Source organism: Pseudomonas sp. LBUM1644 (genome assembly GCF_059716195.1).
Window position 1 is genome coordinate 5,510,226 of sequence record NZ_CP166812.1, and the last position, 14,338, is coordinate 5,524,563.

The window sequence follows — 14,338 nt, forward strand, 5'->3', positions numbered from 1 at the left end:
CTGACGATACGCCCCTTGTAGCAGCTGGCGAAGCCTGCGTCCGGCTGCGCAGCAGTCGTAAAATCAATGCTCACGGTGTAGCAGGTAGACCGTGCGCACTGGATTTACGGCTGCTGCGCAGCCGGACGCAGGCTTCGCCAGCTGCTACAAAAGTGCGTGTCATGGCTAAATGATGGGCATGCCCCTTACGCTCGGTTATGCTCGGGGCCATCTTTTGTAACGCTATAAGCCGAGCCATGACCCGTCTACTGCGCTACACCCTGCTGACCTTGCTGATTGTCATCGGCGTATTTGCACTGCTGCTCTACAACCTGACCTGGCGCCCCGGTGCCAAGGAGGTGTTGCCGGTCAGTTGCAACGCTCAAGCGCCGACCCTGGTGCCTGGTCAGGCCTTGAAAGTGATGACCTGGAACGTCCAGTTCCTGGCGGGCAAACGCTATGTGTTCTGGAATGACCTGGCGCGCGGCGACGACGAAAATCCGACCGCCGAAGACATGGCCTTCAGCCTCGATGAAGTGGCACGGGTGATTCGCGATGAGCAACCCGACATCGTGCTGCTGCAGGAACTCGATGACGGCGCCAAGGCCAGCGATTACCAGAACCAGCTCAAGTTGCTTCAGGAACGGGTGGCGGACCTTTATCCGTGTAGCGCTCACGCTTTCGACTGGAAAGCCGATTTCGTTCCTGACCCGCACATCTTTGGCAGCGTTGGCCGACAATTGGCGACCCTGAGCCGCTTCCAGATCGAACACGCCGAACGTCTGCAACTGCCGACCCTACCGGCCAATGCCATCAGTCGCCAATTCAAGCCGAAAAACGCCTTGCTGGTGAGTTACTTTCCCTTGAGCGACGGCGGCCAGATGGCGGTGCTCAATACCCATCTGGATCGCGTCACCGAACCCGACCAAACCTTGCAAGACCAGGTGACGGCCGTGGCCAAAGTGCTCGACAAGTACGAAAGCCGTGGCACGCCGTGGTTGATCGGCGGTGACTTCAACCTGCTGCCGCTGGGGCAATATCGACGCTTGTCTGACGATCAACGCACGCCTTACACCACCGACAGCGCACTGCACCTGCTGTGGGACAGGTACCCGATGATCCCGACCAACAACGAAGCCAGTGGTGTCGACCGGGCACGGTGGCTGACCCACTACCCGAACGACCCCGGCTTGAACGGCCCGGACCGGACTGTCGATTACCTGTTCTACAGTCCGCGAATCAAACGAGTCGAAGCGATGGTGCGGCAGGACGACACGTTGCGCATCTCCGATCACCTGCCGGTAATCGCCCGCTTCCTCCTGCCCGCCGCGCCTTGAAACGCAACCCCTGTAGGAGCTGCCGCAGGCTGCGATCTTTTGATCTTGAAAAAAGCAAAATCAAAAGATCGCAGCCTGCGGCAGCTCCTACAGGGGTTGTCCGTCAACCATCAATGTTCTTCTTCCAGTTCGTCATGCAGCAGCCCAAAAATCTTGCGTTTCATATCGATGAACGAGCGCTCCATGACCATGTCGAGTGTCCGTGGGCGTTCGATCGGCACGTCCAGAATCTGCTTGATCCGCCCGGGCCGGGCGCCCATGACGTAAACCCGGTCGCCCAACAGAATCGCCTCATCGATATCGTGGGTCACGAACAGCACGGTCTTCTTGCTATTGCCCCAGACCCGCAACAACAGTTGCTGCATTTGCAGGCGAGTCTGGCTGTCGAGCGCGCCGAAGGGTTCGTCCATCAGCAGGATTTGCGGATCATTGGCTAACGCGCGAGCAATCGCCACACGCTGCATCATGCCGCCGGACAACTGCTTGGCGTAGTTGTCGGCGAACCCGGTCAAGCCGACTTCGTTAACGTAGTAGTCGACGATTTCCTTGCGCTGCGCAGCGGCCATGCCGCGCCGCTTGAGGCCGAACTCGACGTTCTGCCGCACCGTCAGCCACGGGAATAGCGTGTAGCTCTGGAACACCATGCCACGGTCCGCGCCCGGCCCCTGCACTTGCTGGCCACCGACGTAGATCTCGCCTTCGGTGGGTTCATTCAGACCGGCAGTGAGGTACAGCAAACTCGACTTGCCGCAACCCGACGGCCCCACCAGCACCGCGAATTGCTGATCCGGCACTTCGAACGACACCTGCTCCAGCGCGGTGAACATGCCGCCGTCGGGCTTCTGATAGCGCAAGCTGACCTTGTCCACTTGCAGGCGTGGCGCAGCGTGGGCCGATGCGACCGTCGGGGTGACGACACGCGGGTTGACTGCGGTTACTGAGCCCATGCGGTGATCCTCAGACGTAGGAAACGGAACAGTTGATCGGTGACCAGGCCCAGCAGGCCGATGATCGCGATGGCCAGGAAAATCACATCCACTTGAAAGCCGCGCATGGCTTTGAGGCTGAGGTAGCCCAGTCCACTGGACGCCGCCACCAGTTCGGCGACCACCAGATAAGTCCAGGCCCAGCCCATGGTCACGCGCAAGGTATCGAGCACACCCGGCAACGACGCCGGGGCGATCACGTGCAACACCGCATCGCGACGGTTCGAGCCCAGGGTGTAGGAGGCGTTGATCAGGTCCTTGGAGATGCCTTTGGACACGTCGGCAATCATCACCAATTGCTGGAAAAACACGCCGAAGATAATCACCGACACCCGCTGCTCCAGGCCGATGCCGATCCACAGGATGAACAACGGCACAAACGAGGTCACCGGCAGGTAGCGAATGAAATTGACCAGCGGCTCGAGGAACGCCTGGACGATGCGAAAGCTGCCCATCAACAGACCCAGCGGCACCGCCACCAGCGACGACACGATGAAGCCGACCATCACCACTTCGACGCTGGCCCACACATGTTGGCCGAGCGTGCCGTCGCGGCCCAGGCGCACAGCGGCCTCCACCACCGCACCCGGTGTCGGCAGGAACATGCCCGGCACCACGCCCCCGTAAGACAACCCGGCCCACAGGCCGATCAACAACACCCAGGCCAGGCCGCTCGCGCTCCAGATGACCTGCACGGGCAGGCCGGTCTTGGGCGTGATGCAGCGGCTCAGCCATGAATTGCGCTTGAACATGGGAAACTCCTAGAGCGGGCTGACGAAACGGTTGTCGATCAGGTCGTCATTGCTGACGTTGTAGGGTTTGCCCTGCAATTCACTGGCGGTTTCATTGGCCAGTTTGATCAACGGCTCGCTGTCCCCCGGCTTGCCGGGCGAGCCCAGGAGTTTTTCGCTCATCGCCTGATCGTAAAAACGTACGCCTTGCGCGGCGGCGGCCAGTTCCTTTGGATCGGCGAGGTAGCCGCCGACGCCTTTGGCCATGATTTTGTAGGCTTCGTCTGGATGGTCCTGGGTGTATTTCACGGCCTTGTACAGTCCGGCGACCAAGGCCTTGACGTCTTCCGGCTGTTTCTCGATGACCGAGCAATTCAGCGCGACCACGTCGACAATCACGCCCGGTGTGCTGCTGCTGTCGATCAGCACCTTGCCCTGTTTCTTGTCACGGACCATCGACAGGTGCGGCTCCCACGTCACGGCGGCCGGCACGCGACCGGCGATGAACGCGGTGGCGGCGTCGTCAGCCGTCATGTTCTGCACGGTGATGTCGCTCATGGTCATGCCATGTTTTTTCAGCAAGTACGACAGCCAGAACTGCGAGGTCGACCCTTCGTTCACCGCCACGGACTTGCCTTTGAGCTCTTGCAGGCTCTTGACGTCCTTGCCCACCAGCACACCGTCGCCACCATGGCTGTCATCGAGTGCGGCGACTGCCTTGAAGCAGAATTGCGGGCGGTACTTGAGCACTTCGTCGATGGTCGACGCCGAGCCGGACAATTCGCCCGAAGCCTGCGCGGCCATGTACATCGAGGCTTCTTCGACCACGGGTAATTCGACGGTCAGACCGTTTTCCTTGAAGTAGCCCAGGTCCTGAGCCAGGTACAGCGTGCCGTAGCCGACCCACGTGGTATGACCGATGGACAGGGTACCGGCCTGGGCGCTGGTGGCGACCGTCGCGGCGATGGCGGTGACCGCCAGTGGATGAGCGAAGCGGGTAAACAAGGACTTGATCATGGAGCACTCCCAAAGCTGTTGATTTAGTTTTGTCATGGGCAGTACGGCCAGCGGCCCTGGAGAAGTGCTGCGACCTGTGGTCTCTGGAGGACCTTTCGGTGGGCAGCGTTCGGCTGACTGGCGAAGTCGATGTTGGCCCAAGGCCGGGATTAGGAAAAATAGGAAATATGTCGAGGCGAGCGATGAAAAAACTGGGTAGCGTGCGCCGGAAAAGGGCGGCGTGTAAGGGGGCGCACTGGGCGGGTGCAATTCTCTGGAAAGCAAAAGATCGCAGCACTCGGCAGCTCCTACATTGGAATGCGATCCCCTGTAGGAGCTGTCGAAGGCTGCGATCTTTTCATGGGCAGAAGCGTTCGCGAGCAGGCTCGCGAAAAGGCCCGAAGGACCTTCCTTTTATATCAAAGCCGGCCGTATTCCTGCGCCGTGCGATCCAGCGCCCTCAAGGTCTTGCCGACGAGTTCATCAATCTCCTCACGACTGGCAATCAACGCCGGCGCCATGATCATCCGCCCGAGTGTCGAACGAATGATCACCCCTTCCTCAAAGCCAATCGTGCGGCAGCGCCAGGCAATGTCATTCTCGTTGGCAAAGCGCTTGCGACTGCTTTTGTCCTCGGCCAACTGCAGCGCCGCGACCATCCCGACACCCTGAATATCACCCACCAACGGGTGATTGCCGAACACCTCGCGCAAGCACTGTTGCAAGTACGGCCCGATGTCGTCCTTGACCCGCGTCACCACCCCTTCATCGCGCAACGCCTTGAGGTTGGCAATGGCCACCGCCGCCGCCACCGGGTGCCCGGAGTAGGTCAGGCCGTGGGCAAACACCCCGCCCTGCTCCACCAGCACCCGGGCCATTTTCTTCGACAGAATCAGCCCGCCCATAGGGATGTAACCGGAGGTCAGACCCTTGGCGATCGACAGGGTGTCGGGCTCGAAACCGAAGTACTCGTGGGCGAACCATTCGCCGGTGCGACCGAAGCCACCGATCACTTCGTCGGCGCACAGCAGCACGTCGTACTTGCGGCAGATCCGCTGAATTTCCGGCCAGTAACTCTCGGGTGGAAAAATCATCCCGCCGGCGCCCTGGAACGGCTCGGCGATGAACCCGGCGACCTTGTCCGCGCCCAGTTCGAGAATCTTCGCTTCCAGTTGTTGCGCCGCCCGCAGACCAAATTCAGCCGGGGTCAGGTGGCCTTCGTGGGCGAAGAAGTACGGCTCGTCGATGTGCTCGATGTCCGGAATCATGCCACCCATTTCGTGCATGAACTTCATCCCGCCGAGCGCCGTCGCCGCCAGGGTCGAGCCGTGGTAACCGTTCCAGCGACCGATCATGACTTTCTTCTCGGGCTTGCCCAGCACTTGCCAGTACCGGCGCACGGTGCGGATCAGCACCTCGTTGGCTTCCGAGCCGGAGTTGGTGTAGATCGCGTGGCTGTAGTGCCCCGGCAGCAAGCTGAACAGCAGCTCCGACAGCTCGATCACCTGCGGGTGGGTGGTGTGGAAAAACATGTTGTAGTACGGCAATTGCTCAAGCTGTTGAGTGGCCGCAGCCGCCAGGTCCTTGCGGCCATAACCGAGGTTGGTGCACCACAGCCCGGACATGCCGTCGAGGTACCGCCGACCATCGTTGTCCCACAGGTGCAAGCGCTCGCCACGGACCATCACTCGCGGCCCTTCGTCGTTGAGTGCTTTTTGATCGACGAATGCATGGATGTGGTGCGCAGCATCGGCGGCCTGGTAGTCGCGGGTTTCACGTGGTGTGGTCATCGCCAGTTCTCCGTTTTGTTGTTAGCGGCTGTTATGAGCGCAGCTGAAACCAGGTGGTCTTCAACTGGGTGTATTTATCGAATGAGTGCAGTGACAGGTCGCGGCCGAAGCCCGACTGTTTGCCGCCGCCGAAAGGCACGGTCACATCGAGCGCATCGACGCTGTTGACCGACACCGTGCCCGCTCGCAATTGCCGCGCCACGCGGTGCGCGCGATTGAGGTCGTCGGTCCACAGCGAGGCGGCCAAACCGTAGACGCTGTCGTTGGCCAATTGCAAGGCGTGTGCCTCGTCATCGAACGCCGTGACGGCCAGCACCGGGCCGAATACTTCGTCGCGAAACAGCGGCATGTCCGGGCTCACACCGGTGAAAATCGTGGGTTGGATGAAGTTGTCGGAGCCGTTGAAAATCGACTGCCGACCGCCACATATTTTTGTCGCGCCTTGGCGTTCGGCCTGTTCGATGAATTTCATGATGCGCGCGGTCTGACGGCTGTCGACAATGGCCCCGGCGCTGCTGGACGGGTCCAGCGGATCCCCCGGCAGCCAGCGCTCGGCCTGCGCTTTGAGGCGCTCGACGAGCTCATCGTGAATCGAGCGCTCCACCAGCAACCGCGAGTTGGCGGAGCACACTTCGCCCTGGTTGAAGAAGATGCCGAAGGCGGCTTTCTCGGCAGCCAGATCAAGGTCCTGACAATCGGCGAACACCAAGTTGGCACTCTTGCCGCCGCATTCCAGCCACACCTGTTTCAGGTTCGACTGCGCGGAATATTGCATGAAATATTTGCCGACTTCGGTGGAGCCGGTGAACACCAGGCAATCGACATCCGGGTGCAAACCGAGGGCTTTGCCGGTCTGTTCGCCGAGGCCCGGTAGCACGTTCAGCACGCCTGCCGGCAATCCGGCCTCCAACGCCAGCTCGGCCAGACGCAGAGCGGAAAACGGCGACTGCTCGGCGGGTTTGAGGATCACCGAATTACCCGCAGCCAGGGCCGGCGCGAGCTTCCACGCGGCCATGTCCAGCGGGAAGTTCCACGGCACAACGGCAGCGACCACCCCCAGCGCTTCACGAGTGATGGTTGCCAACACGTTTTGCGCGCTGGGGGCGATCTGGTCGTAGAGTTTGTCGAGGCTTTCGGCGTACCAGCGAAACACCCCGGCCGCGCCCGGCACGTCGATGTTATAGGCATCCATCACCGGTTTGCCCATGTTCAGCGAATCGAGCAAGGCCAGTTCTTCACGGTGAGTCATGATCAGATCGGCAAGGCGCAGCAGCACTTGCTTGCGCTCACTCGGCGAACGCGCCGACCAGATCCCGGCCGCAAATACTTGCCGTGCATTTTTAACTGCGACGTCCACGTCTTCAATGCCGCAAGCGGCCACGTTGGCCAGGCACTGGCCGGTGGCCGGGTTGATCGCGGCGAAGGTCTGGCCTGAATGCGCCGAACGGAATTTGCCGTCGATCACGGCCTGGTCGGGAAACTGCAGCGCAGCGGCTTTGTTTTGCCAGTAGGTCAGCTCGAACACGTTCAGATGCTCCATGGGCTTTTCTTGTGTCTGGATGGTGGCTGAGGCCCGTGTCGAGGAAAAATAGTAAAAATGTCTTCGCAGACCATGAAAAAACTGGGCAGCCAATCTCCCTAGTTGTGCGCCATGTGGTTATTGTTCAAACACAACAACACCGTCGAACGAACGGATGCGGGCGGCTCGCAATTTGCTTGGATGTCGACATCATCCACCCCGAGGTTTGCCGTGGCTGCCTACAACCTGCGTCAACTGAAGTACTTCATCACCACCGTCGAATGCGGCAGCGTCGCCGAGGCCTCGCGCAAGCTGTACATCGCCCAGCCGGCCATTTCCACGGCGATCAAAGGCCTGGAAGACAGCTTCGGCGTGCAACTGCTGATCCGTCATCACGCACAAGGCGTGTCCTTGACCCCCAGCGGTGCGCGGTTTTACCGCAAAGCCCAGGAGCTGTTGCGCATGGCCAAGGAGTTCGAACAGAACGCCCTGGCCGACAACGACGTGGTGGCCGGACAAATCGATATCGGCTGCTTCGAAACAGTCGCGCCGCTGTACCTGCCGCAATTGATTGCCGGGTTTTCGGCGTTGTACCCGGGGGTGAAAATCCGCATCCGCGACGGTGAGCAGCAAGAGCTGGTGCAAGGCCTGACCTCGGGCACTTTCGACCTGGCGATCCTCTATGAACACGACCTCGACGCCACCATCCAGACCGAACCGCTGATGCCGGCGCAGCGGCCTTATGCATTGCTGCCGGCGGATCATCGCTTTGCGCAGTTGAAGCAGGTGTCGCTGCGCGATCTGTGCCTGGAGCCGATGATTCTGCTGGACGTGCAACCGAGCCGGACTTACTTCGTCAGCCTGTTCGAAGAGCTGAACCTGTCGCCGAACATTGCCTTCAGCTCCCCGTCGATCGAGATGGTCCGAGGCATGGTCGGCCAAGGTTTCGGCTTCTCGATCCTGGTCACCCGCCCGCACTCGGAGTGCACCTACGACGGCCAGAAAGTGGTGTGCGTGGACATCGTCGAAGACGTCACCGGTTCAGGGCTGGTGGCGGCGTGGCTCAAGCGCGGGCAACTGACCAAACCGGCGCAGTTGTTTGCTGATTATTGTCGGGAGCAGTTGACGGCCAAGGCGGCCTCTTAAAGATCGCAGCCTTCGGCAGCTCCTACAGGGAAATGCGATCCCCTGTAGGAGCTGGCGCAGCCTGCGATCTTTTGATCTTCAGCCCTTACGGGGCTTGATCCGAGCAGTAGCCTCGGCCACCAACGGATCATCCGGCCAATAATGCTTCGGATAACGCCCCTTCAAATCCTTCTAACATCAACGTCAAAAGATCGCAGCCTTCGGCAGCTCCTACAGGGAAATGCGATCCCTTGTAGGAGCTGGCGCAGCCTGCGATCTTTTGATCTTCAGCCCTTACGGGGCTTGATCCGAGCAGTAGCCTCGGCCACCAACGGATCATCCGGCCAATAATGCTTCGGAGATCGCAGCCTTCGGCAGCTCCTACAGGGAAATGCGATCCCCTGTAGGAGCTGGCGCAGCCTGCGATCTTTTGATCTTCAGCCCTTACGCGGCTTGATCCGAGCAGTAGCCTCGGTCACCAACGGATCATCCGGCCAATAGTGCTTCGGATAACGCCCCTTCAAATCCTTCTAACATCAACGTCAAAAGATCGCAGCCTTCGGCAGCTCCTACAGGGAAATGCGATCCCTTGTAGGAGCTGGCGCAGCCTGCGATCTTTTGATCTTCAGCCCTTACGGGGCTTGATCCGAGCAGTAGCCTCGGCCACCAACGGATCATCCGGCCAATAATGCTTCGGATAACGCCCCTTTAAATCCTTCTTTACCTCGGCGTAGGTGCTGCGCCAGAAGTTCGCCAAATCCTGCGTCACCTGCACCGGCCGCCGCGCCGGGGACAGCAAATGCAACTTCACCACTTGCCGGCCACCGGCAATGCGCGGGGTTTCGGCCAGGCCGAACAGCTCTTGCAAACGCACCGCCAGAATCGGCGGCTGTTCGCTGTAGTCCAGACGAATCGAGGAGCCCGACGGCACGCTCAAATGATGCGGCGCCAACTCATCGAGCCGTTGCGGCAGCGGCCACGGTAAAAGGTTGTGGACGATGCTCGACAGGTCAAGGTTGGCGAAGTGACTGAGCCGCGAGACCTTCCCCAGATAGGGCATCAGCCAGTGTTCAAGGCTTTTGAGCAGCGCAGCGTCGCTGACATCCGGCCACTCACTCTCACGCTTGCTACCGAGGTCCAACTGACGCAACAACGCCACGCGCGCCTGCCACTGGCGCAGCTCCGGGGTCCACGGCAACAATTCCAGGCCTTTGCGCCGCACCAGATTCACCAGCGCCTGAGTGCGAGCGGTTTCATCGAGACCGGTCAGTGGCTCGCGACTGAGGATCAACTCGCCGACCTTGCGCTGACGCTCGGCACGCAACACGCCTTCGCGCTCGTCCCAATCCAGTTGATCGACCACCCGCACTTGCTCGGCCAGTACCGAATCAAACAACGCCGGATCGAAATCCGTCGCCAGATAAATCCTCTCTTCACGCTGGCCCTGACGGCTGCCGAGATCGGCGATCACCAGCCACGGTTGCTTCATCAAACTGTCGGCTTCGGCGAACAGCGCAGCGCGACCGTTGGCCAGGCGATATTCCGCGCCACCGGCTCGCCGCTGTTGGGCAACGCGGTCGGGATAAGCCAGCGCCAGCAGCGCACCGAGCCAGCGCGGATGATCCGGATCGCTGACCGGCGCCGACGCTTTGCCGCGCAGATAACCGCGATACTGCCGGGCCAGTTGCCGGGCTCGCTGCACCCCGCCCTGAGCGCCGCGCGCGGCACGTGCTTCGCCGGACAACAGCACCAGTCGGCTGTGCAGATCAGCACCCGCACCGCGCAAGATATCCCGTTCACCGAGCAGTGCCGCAACATCGCACGCCATGTCCGCCAGACCCAGTGCCTGCCCGCGCAACAGCAAATGCGCGATGCGCGGATGCGCCGGCAGTTCGGCCATGGCTTGCCCATGGCGGGTCAACGCGTCGCCATCCAGTGCGCCCAGGCGATCAAGCAAATCCTGAGCCTGTGCATAAGCGGCAGCGGGTGGCACGTCGAGCCAAACCAGTTGCCCCGGCAGAACGCCCCAGCGTCCAAGTTGCAAGGCCAAGCCGGCAAGGTCCGCCGAAAGAATTTCCGCACTGGCGTACGCCGCCAGTTGCTCGTGTTGATCCTGCGACCACAAGCGATAACACACGCCCGGTTCCAGGCGCCCGGCCCGACCTGCACGCTGAGTCGCACTGGCCTTGGAAATACGCTGAGTATCGAGGCGGGTCATGCCGCTGCCCGGATCGAAACGCGGCACTCGCGCCAACCCGGCATCAATCACCACGCGTACGCCATCAATGGTCAGGCTGGTCTCGGCGATGTTGGTCGCCAGCACCACTTTACGTTTGCCGGTCGGCGCCGGGTCGATCGCCGCACGTTGCGCTGCCAGGTCCAGTTCGCCGTGCAACGGACAGAGCAACACCGGCGTGCCCTCGCCCAAAGCATCGGCCAGTTGTTGATGCACCCGACGGATTTCCGCCTGCCCCGGCAGGAAAACCAGCACGCTGCCGGTTTCGTCGTTCAAGGCTTCGAGGATGGTCTGCACCAGGCGCGGCTCGATGAATTCACCGGGCTGGAACGGCCGGCCCCAGCGCATCGCCACCGGGTACATGCGGCCTTCGCTGCGCAGGATCGGCGCGGCGTCGAGCAACCCGGCCAGGCGTTCGCCTTCCAGGGTTGCCGACATCAAGAGGATTTTCAGCGGTTGATCGTCACGGAACAGCTCGCGGCCATTCAGGCTCAAGGCCAACGCCAGGTCGGCGTCGAGGCTGCGTTCGTGAAATTCATCAAAAATCAGCAAACCCACGCCTTCCAGCGCCGGATCATCCTGCAAGCGCCGGGTGAGGATGCCCTCAGTGACCACTTCGATACGGGTATTGGGGCCGACTTTGCTGTCGAGCCGAATGCGATAGCCGACGGTTTCGCCGACCTTTTCGCCCAGCTCACTGGCCAATCGCTCCGCCGCTGCACGCGCAGCCAACCGACGCGGCTCGAGCATCAAAATGGTCTGCCCGGCCAACCACGTCTCATTGAGCAAGGCCAGTGGAACGCGGGTGGTTTTACCGGCGCCAGGCGGTGCTTCGAGCACGGCTTCGTGGCGTGTCGCCAAGGCTTCACGCAGGGCGGGTAAAACTTCATCAATCGGCAAAGAAATCATGCTGGCTCCCAAACAGAGGGCCGAGTATAACGGCGAACTGCTTATCGCTCGTTGCTGTCCTAATTCATATCGACGACGCTTTCCAGATGACTCAGGAGTTTTCCTATGCGTGTACCCTTTCGCCTGATTGGCGGTGTATTGGTGGCAACCCTGCTGACCCAAGTGACCGCGTGCGGATCGATTTTCTACCCCGATCGCCGTGGCCAGATTGACGGCAAGATCGACCCGGCCATTGCTGCGCTGGATGCCGTGGGCCTGCTGTTTTACATCATCCCCGGCTTAATCGCTTTTGCTGTCGACTTCGCCACCGGCGCCATTTACTTCGAGCCTGGCCACACCGCTCAGGTCGCCCCGGAAAAACTCAAGGAAGCCATCGGCGCCGACGGTAAAGTCGATAACCGCAAGTTGCAGACTATTCTCGAAACTGAACTGGGCCGCAGCTTCCCGCTGGATGACCCACGCTTGATCCAGCACAAAGGCAGCACCCAGCAACTGGCCATGTTCGGCCTGCAGCCCGCCGCCTGACACTCAAGGAAAAGCCGCACTTATGATCTCAAGCTCCGAACACGCCCGCCTGCTGCGGTTGGCGACCCGTGCCTCGGTGGCGGTGGCGTGCTCGCTCATCGTCGCCAAGGCCATCGCCTGGTGGTTGAGCGGATCAGTGAGCATGCTCGCCGGGCTGACCGACTCGGCGCTCGACGGTGTCACTTCGCTGCTGAATTTGCTGGCGGTGCATTACGCCTTGCGCCCGGCCGATGACGATCATCGTTACGGGCATGGCAAGGCCGAGTCTCTGGCCGGCATGGCTCAGGCGCTGTTCATTGGCGGCAGTGCGGTGTTGATTGCCTTGCAGGCATTCGATCGGTTGAAGCATCCGGAACCGGTGGGGGCGCCGTGGATCAGCATCGGGGTGATCGTGTTTTCCCTGGCATTGACCCTGGCCCTGCTGATGTTGCAGCATCGGGTGGTCAAGGCCACCGGGTCTAACGCGGTGCGCGCCGACTCGCTGCATTACCGTTCGGACATGTTGCTCAACGGCAGCATTCTGGTCGCGCTCGTACTGGCCGGGTTTGGCTGGCATCAGGTGGATGCGTGGTTTGGCTTGGGGATCGCGGTCTACATTCTGTGGAGCGCGATTGAGATCGCCCGCGAGAGTTTTACCGTGCTGATGGATGAAGAACTGCCGCCGGATGTCAGCCAACACATGCTCGAACTGGCGTGCAGCGTACCGGGCGTCTTGGGTGCGCATGACCTGCGCACGCGCATTTCCGGCAACCAGTGGTTCGTGCAACTGCACTTGGAATTGCCGGGCGACCTGACCCTGTCAGTCGCTCACGGCATCAGCGATCAGGCCGCCGATGCCATTCAAGCCGCCTACCCGCGAGCCGAGGTGCTGGTGCACGCCGACCCGCAGGAAGTGGTGCTGGCCGCCAGGACTCAGAACGTTACCTGATAACCGCGACTGCCCAGGCAGTTACCCTGGGCCTGGCGGTAGGCTTGCACCACCGACGGGTCGGGTTGATAGGTGGCTGTTCGCGGATCGAAGCCACTTTGCTGCACCGCGTATTGATAGCATTCGTAACCGTCCTGACTGACTTGCTCCGGCGACTGGCCGCTAGCCGGATACGCCGTCACGTCATAGCCATTGCTGGTCGGTTGCGGTTGAGATTGCACGGGCGGTTCGACCACCACGTAATCCTGAGTGCTTTCCTGATAGGCGTAATACGAACCCGCCGCGAGGAACAACAGCGCACCGCCGATCCACACTTCACGGGCGTAATCGGGCAGGTAGCCGACGCGAATCCCGCGCGGTGGTTGAATCACCACATAACGTGGACCTTGCGGGCGATACCAGTAGCCACCGGAATAGAAATAGTCCCGCCCGCCATAAGGCACGCGATATTCACGGTCCGGGAAGCGGTCGATCACGTGCCCGGGACGATATTGCGGCCCTGGGCCCCAGCCGTTCCCGTGCCCCTCTGGGCGACCAGCCCAGTGCGTGTCATTGGGGCGCGAACCGTTGTTCTGCCAATGCGCGTTGTTGTCATTGCGCCGTGGCACGTCCTGGTAGTAACCACGCTGTGGTTGCTGGGTCTGGCGCACGGTGTCGGGCCGGCCCTGGATCGGCAGGTCGTTGGCCGGTAACTGCGGCGGTGGTGGTGGCGGACGAACCGGACTGTTGTAGTCGTGTGGCTGACGGTTCTGCTGATTCTGGCCGTTGTGCTCGAACTGACGGCTGTTGTCGCCCCGAATGATGTCGTTGTTCTGCGGGCGCGGCTGATTCTGCTGCTGACCATTTTGCGGACGCGGCTGATTATTCTGTTGAGGATTATTTTGCGGACGCGGCTGATTGTTGCCGCCATGCCCCTGATTATTTCCCTGTTGGCCATCCGACCCGTGTTGCCCGCCCTCGGGGCCACGGTTTTGCGGCTCATCGGCCAGCGATTGCGCAGTGACACTTACACACAGCAAACCAACACCGGCCAAACGCCAGATGCGCGACTTCATGCTTTTCCTCACTGCGGGTTAGGGCCTGTACGTAAGACTGGGAAAGCTCAGGCCGGTTCTGCTACAGGTTATCAGTCGCGCAACTTATTTATTGAGGGACACTTTCTCAAGGGCATGAAAAATCGCGGGCAAAACAAAAGGGAGACCCGTCGGCCTCCCTTTGAGAACTTCGTCCGTGCTCGACGCTTTTGACGTCGGCTCACCTCACGCCGTCTTCTGGAC

Annotated in this window: 11 protein-coding genes and 2 pseudogenes; 4 read left to right on the forward strand and 9 right to left on the reverse strand. The window is 61.0% G+C overall.

Going from position 1 to position 14,338, the window contains the following annotated elements; translation table 11 throughout:
- Positions 1–236: 236 nt before the first annotated feature.
- Positions 237–1,316 (forward strand): endonuclease/exonuclease/phosphatase family protein, encoded by a 1,080-nt coding sequence (locus tag ACA052_RS25270; RefSeq protein ID WP_497647283.1) that lies wholly within the window; start codon positions 237–239, stop codon positions 1,314–1,316.
- A 110-nt stretch (positions 1,317–1,426) separates the two neighbouring features.
- On the opposite strand, the gene ACA052_RS25275 is transcribed toward ACA052_RS25270, so the two are convergent.
- From ACA052_RS25275 to ACA052_RS25295, 5 genes are all read right to left on the reverse strand, one after another.
- On the reverse strand, positions 1,427–2,263 hold the full coding sequence (locus ACA052_RS25275; RefSeq protein WP_497647284.1) for an ABC transporter ATP-binding protein: 837 nt from the start codon (positions 2,261–2,263) through the stop codon (positions 1,427–1,429).
- Positions 2,251–3,054, reverse strand: coding sequence for an ABC transporter permease (locus tag ACA052_RS25280; protein ID WP_497647285.1), 804 nt, complete (start codon positions 3,052–3,054; stop codon positions 2,251–2,253). The genes ACA052_RS25275 and ACA052_RS25280 overlap by 13 nt, the downstream gene beginning before the upstream one ends.
- A gap of 9 nt (positions 3,055–3,063) precedes the next feature.
- Entirely contained in the window at positions 3,064–4,050 is a 987-nt protein-coding gene (locus ACA052_RS25285) for an ABC transporter substrate-binding protein (protein WP_497647286.1), read from the reverse strand.
- A gap of 398 nt (positions 4,051–4,448) precedes the next feature.
- On the reverse strand, positions 4,449–5,819 hold the full coding sequence (locus ACA052_RS25290; protein ID WP_497647287.1) for an aspartate aminotransferase family protein: 1,371 nt from the start codon (positions 5,817–5,819) through the stop codon (positions 4,449–4,451).
- Positions 5,820–5,850: 31 nt separating this feature from the next.
- On the reverse strand, positions 5,851–7,344 hold the full coding sequence (locus tag ACA052_RS25295; RefSeq protein WP_497650399.1) for an aldehyde dehydrogenase: 1,494 nt from the start codon (positions 7,342–7,344) through the stop codon (positions 5,851–5,853).
- A 225-nt stretch (positions 7,345–7,569) separates the two neighbouring features.
- Here ACA052_RS25295 and ACA052_RS25300 point away from each other — a divergent pair, with 225 nt between their 5' ends.
- Positions 7,570–8,484: a LysR substrate-binding domain-containing protein gene (locus tag ACA052_RS25300; protein WP_497647288.1), complete on the forward strand. Its 915-nt coding sequence runs from the start codon at positions 7,570–7,572 to the stop codon at positions 8,482–8,484.
- A 78-nt stretch (positions 8,485–8,562) separates the two neighbouring features.
- Here the strand turns inward: ACA052_RS25300 and ACA052_RS25305 are convergent.
- The 3 genes and pseudogenes from ACA052_RS25305 to hrpB form a co-directional block, all read right to left on the reverse strand.
- Positions 8,563–8,655, reverse strand: a pseudogene (locus tag ACA052_RS25305) (ATP-dependent helicase C-terminal domain-containing protein); the annotation flags it as partial.
- 245 nt (positions 8,656–8,900) lie between these two features.
- Positions 8,901–8,993, reverse strand: a pseudogene (locus ACA052_RS25310) (ATP-dependent helicase C-terminal domain-containing protein); the annotation flags it as partial.
- Between the two features lie 95 nt (positions 8,994–9,088).
- Positions 9,089–11,608, reverse strand: coding sequence for an ATP-dependent helicase HrpB (hrpB, locus tag ACA052_RS25315; protein WP_497647289.1), 2,520 nt, complete (start codon positions 11,606–11,608; stop codon positions 9,089–9,091).
- 105 nt (positions 11,609–11,713) lie between these two features.
- On the opposite strand from hrpB, the gene pmcY reads away from it, so the two are divergent.
- Positions 11,714–12,133 (forward strand): periplasmic Zn2+ metallochaperone PmcY, encoded by a 420-nt coding sequence (gene pmcY, locus ACA052_RS25320; protein WP_497647290.1) that lies wholly within the window; start codon positions 11,714–11,716, stop codon positions 12,131–12,133.
- 22 nt (positions 12,134–12,155) lie between these two features.
- Entirely contained in the window at positions 12,156–13,061 is a 906-nt protein-coding gene (locus ACA052_RS25325) for a cation diffusion facilitator family transporter (protein WP_497647291.1), read from the forward strand.
- Here the strand turns inward: ACA052_RS25325 and ACA052_RS25330 are convergent.
- Positions 13,046–14,116, reverse strand: a complete 1,071-nt coding sequence (locus ACA052_RS25330; RefSeq protein ID WP_497647292.1) for a DUF6515 family protein — start codon at positions 14,114–14,116, stop codon at positions 13,046–13,048. The genes ACA052_RS25325 and ACA052_RS25330 overlap by 16 nt on opposite strands.
- Positions 14,117–14,338: the final 222 nt, after the last annotated feature.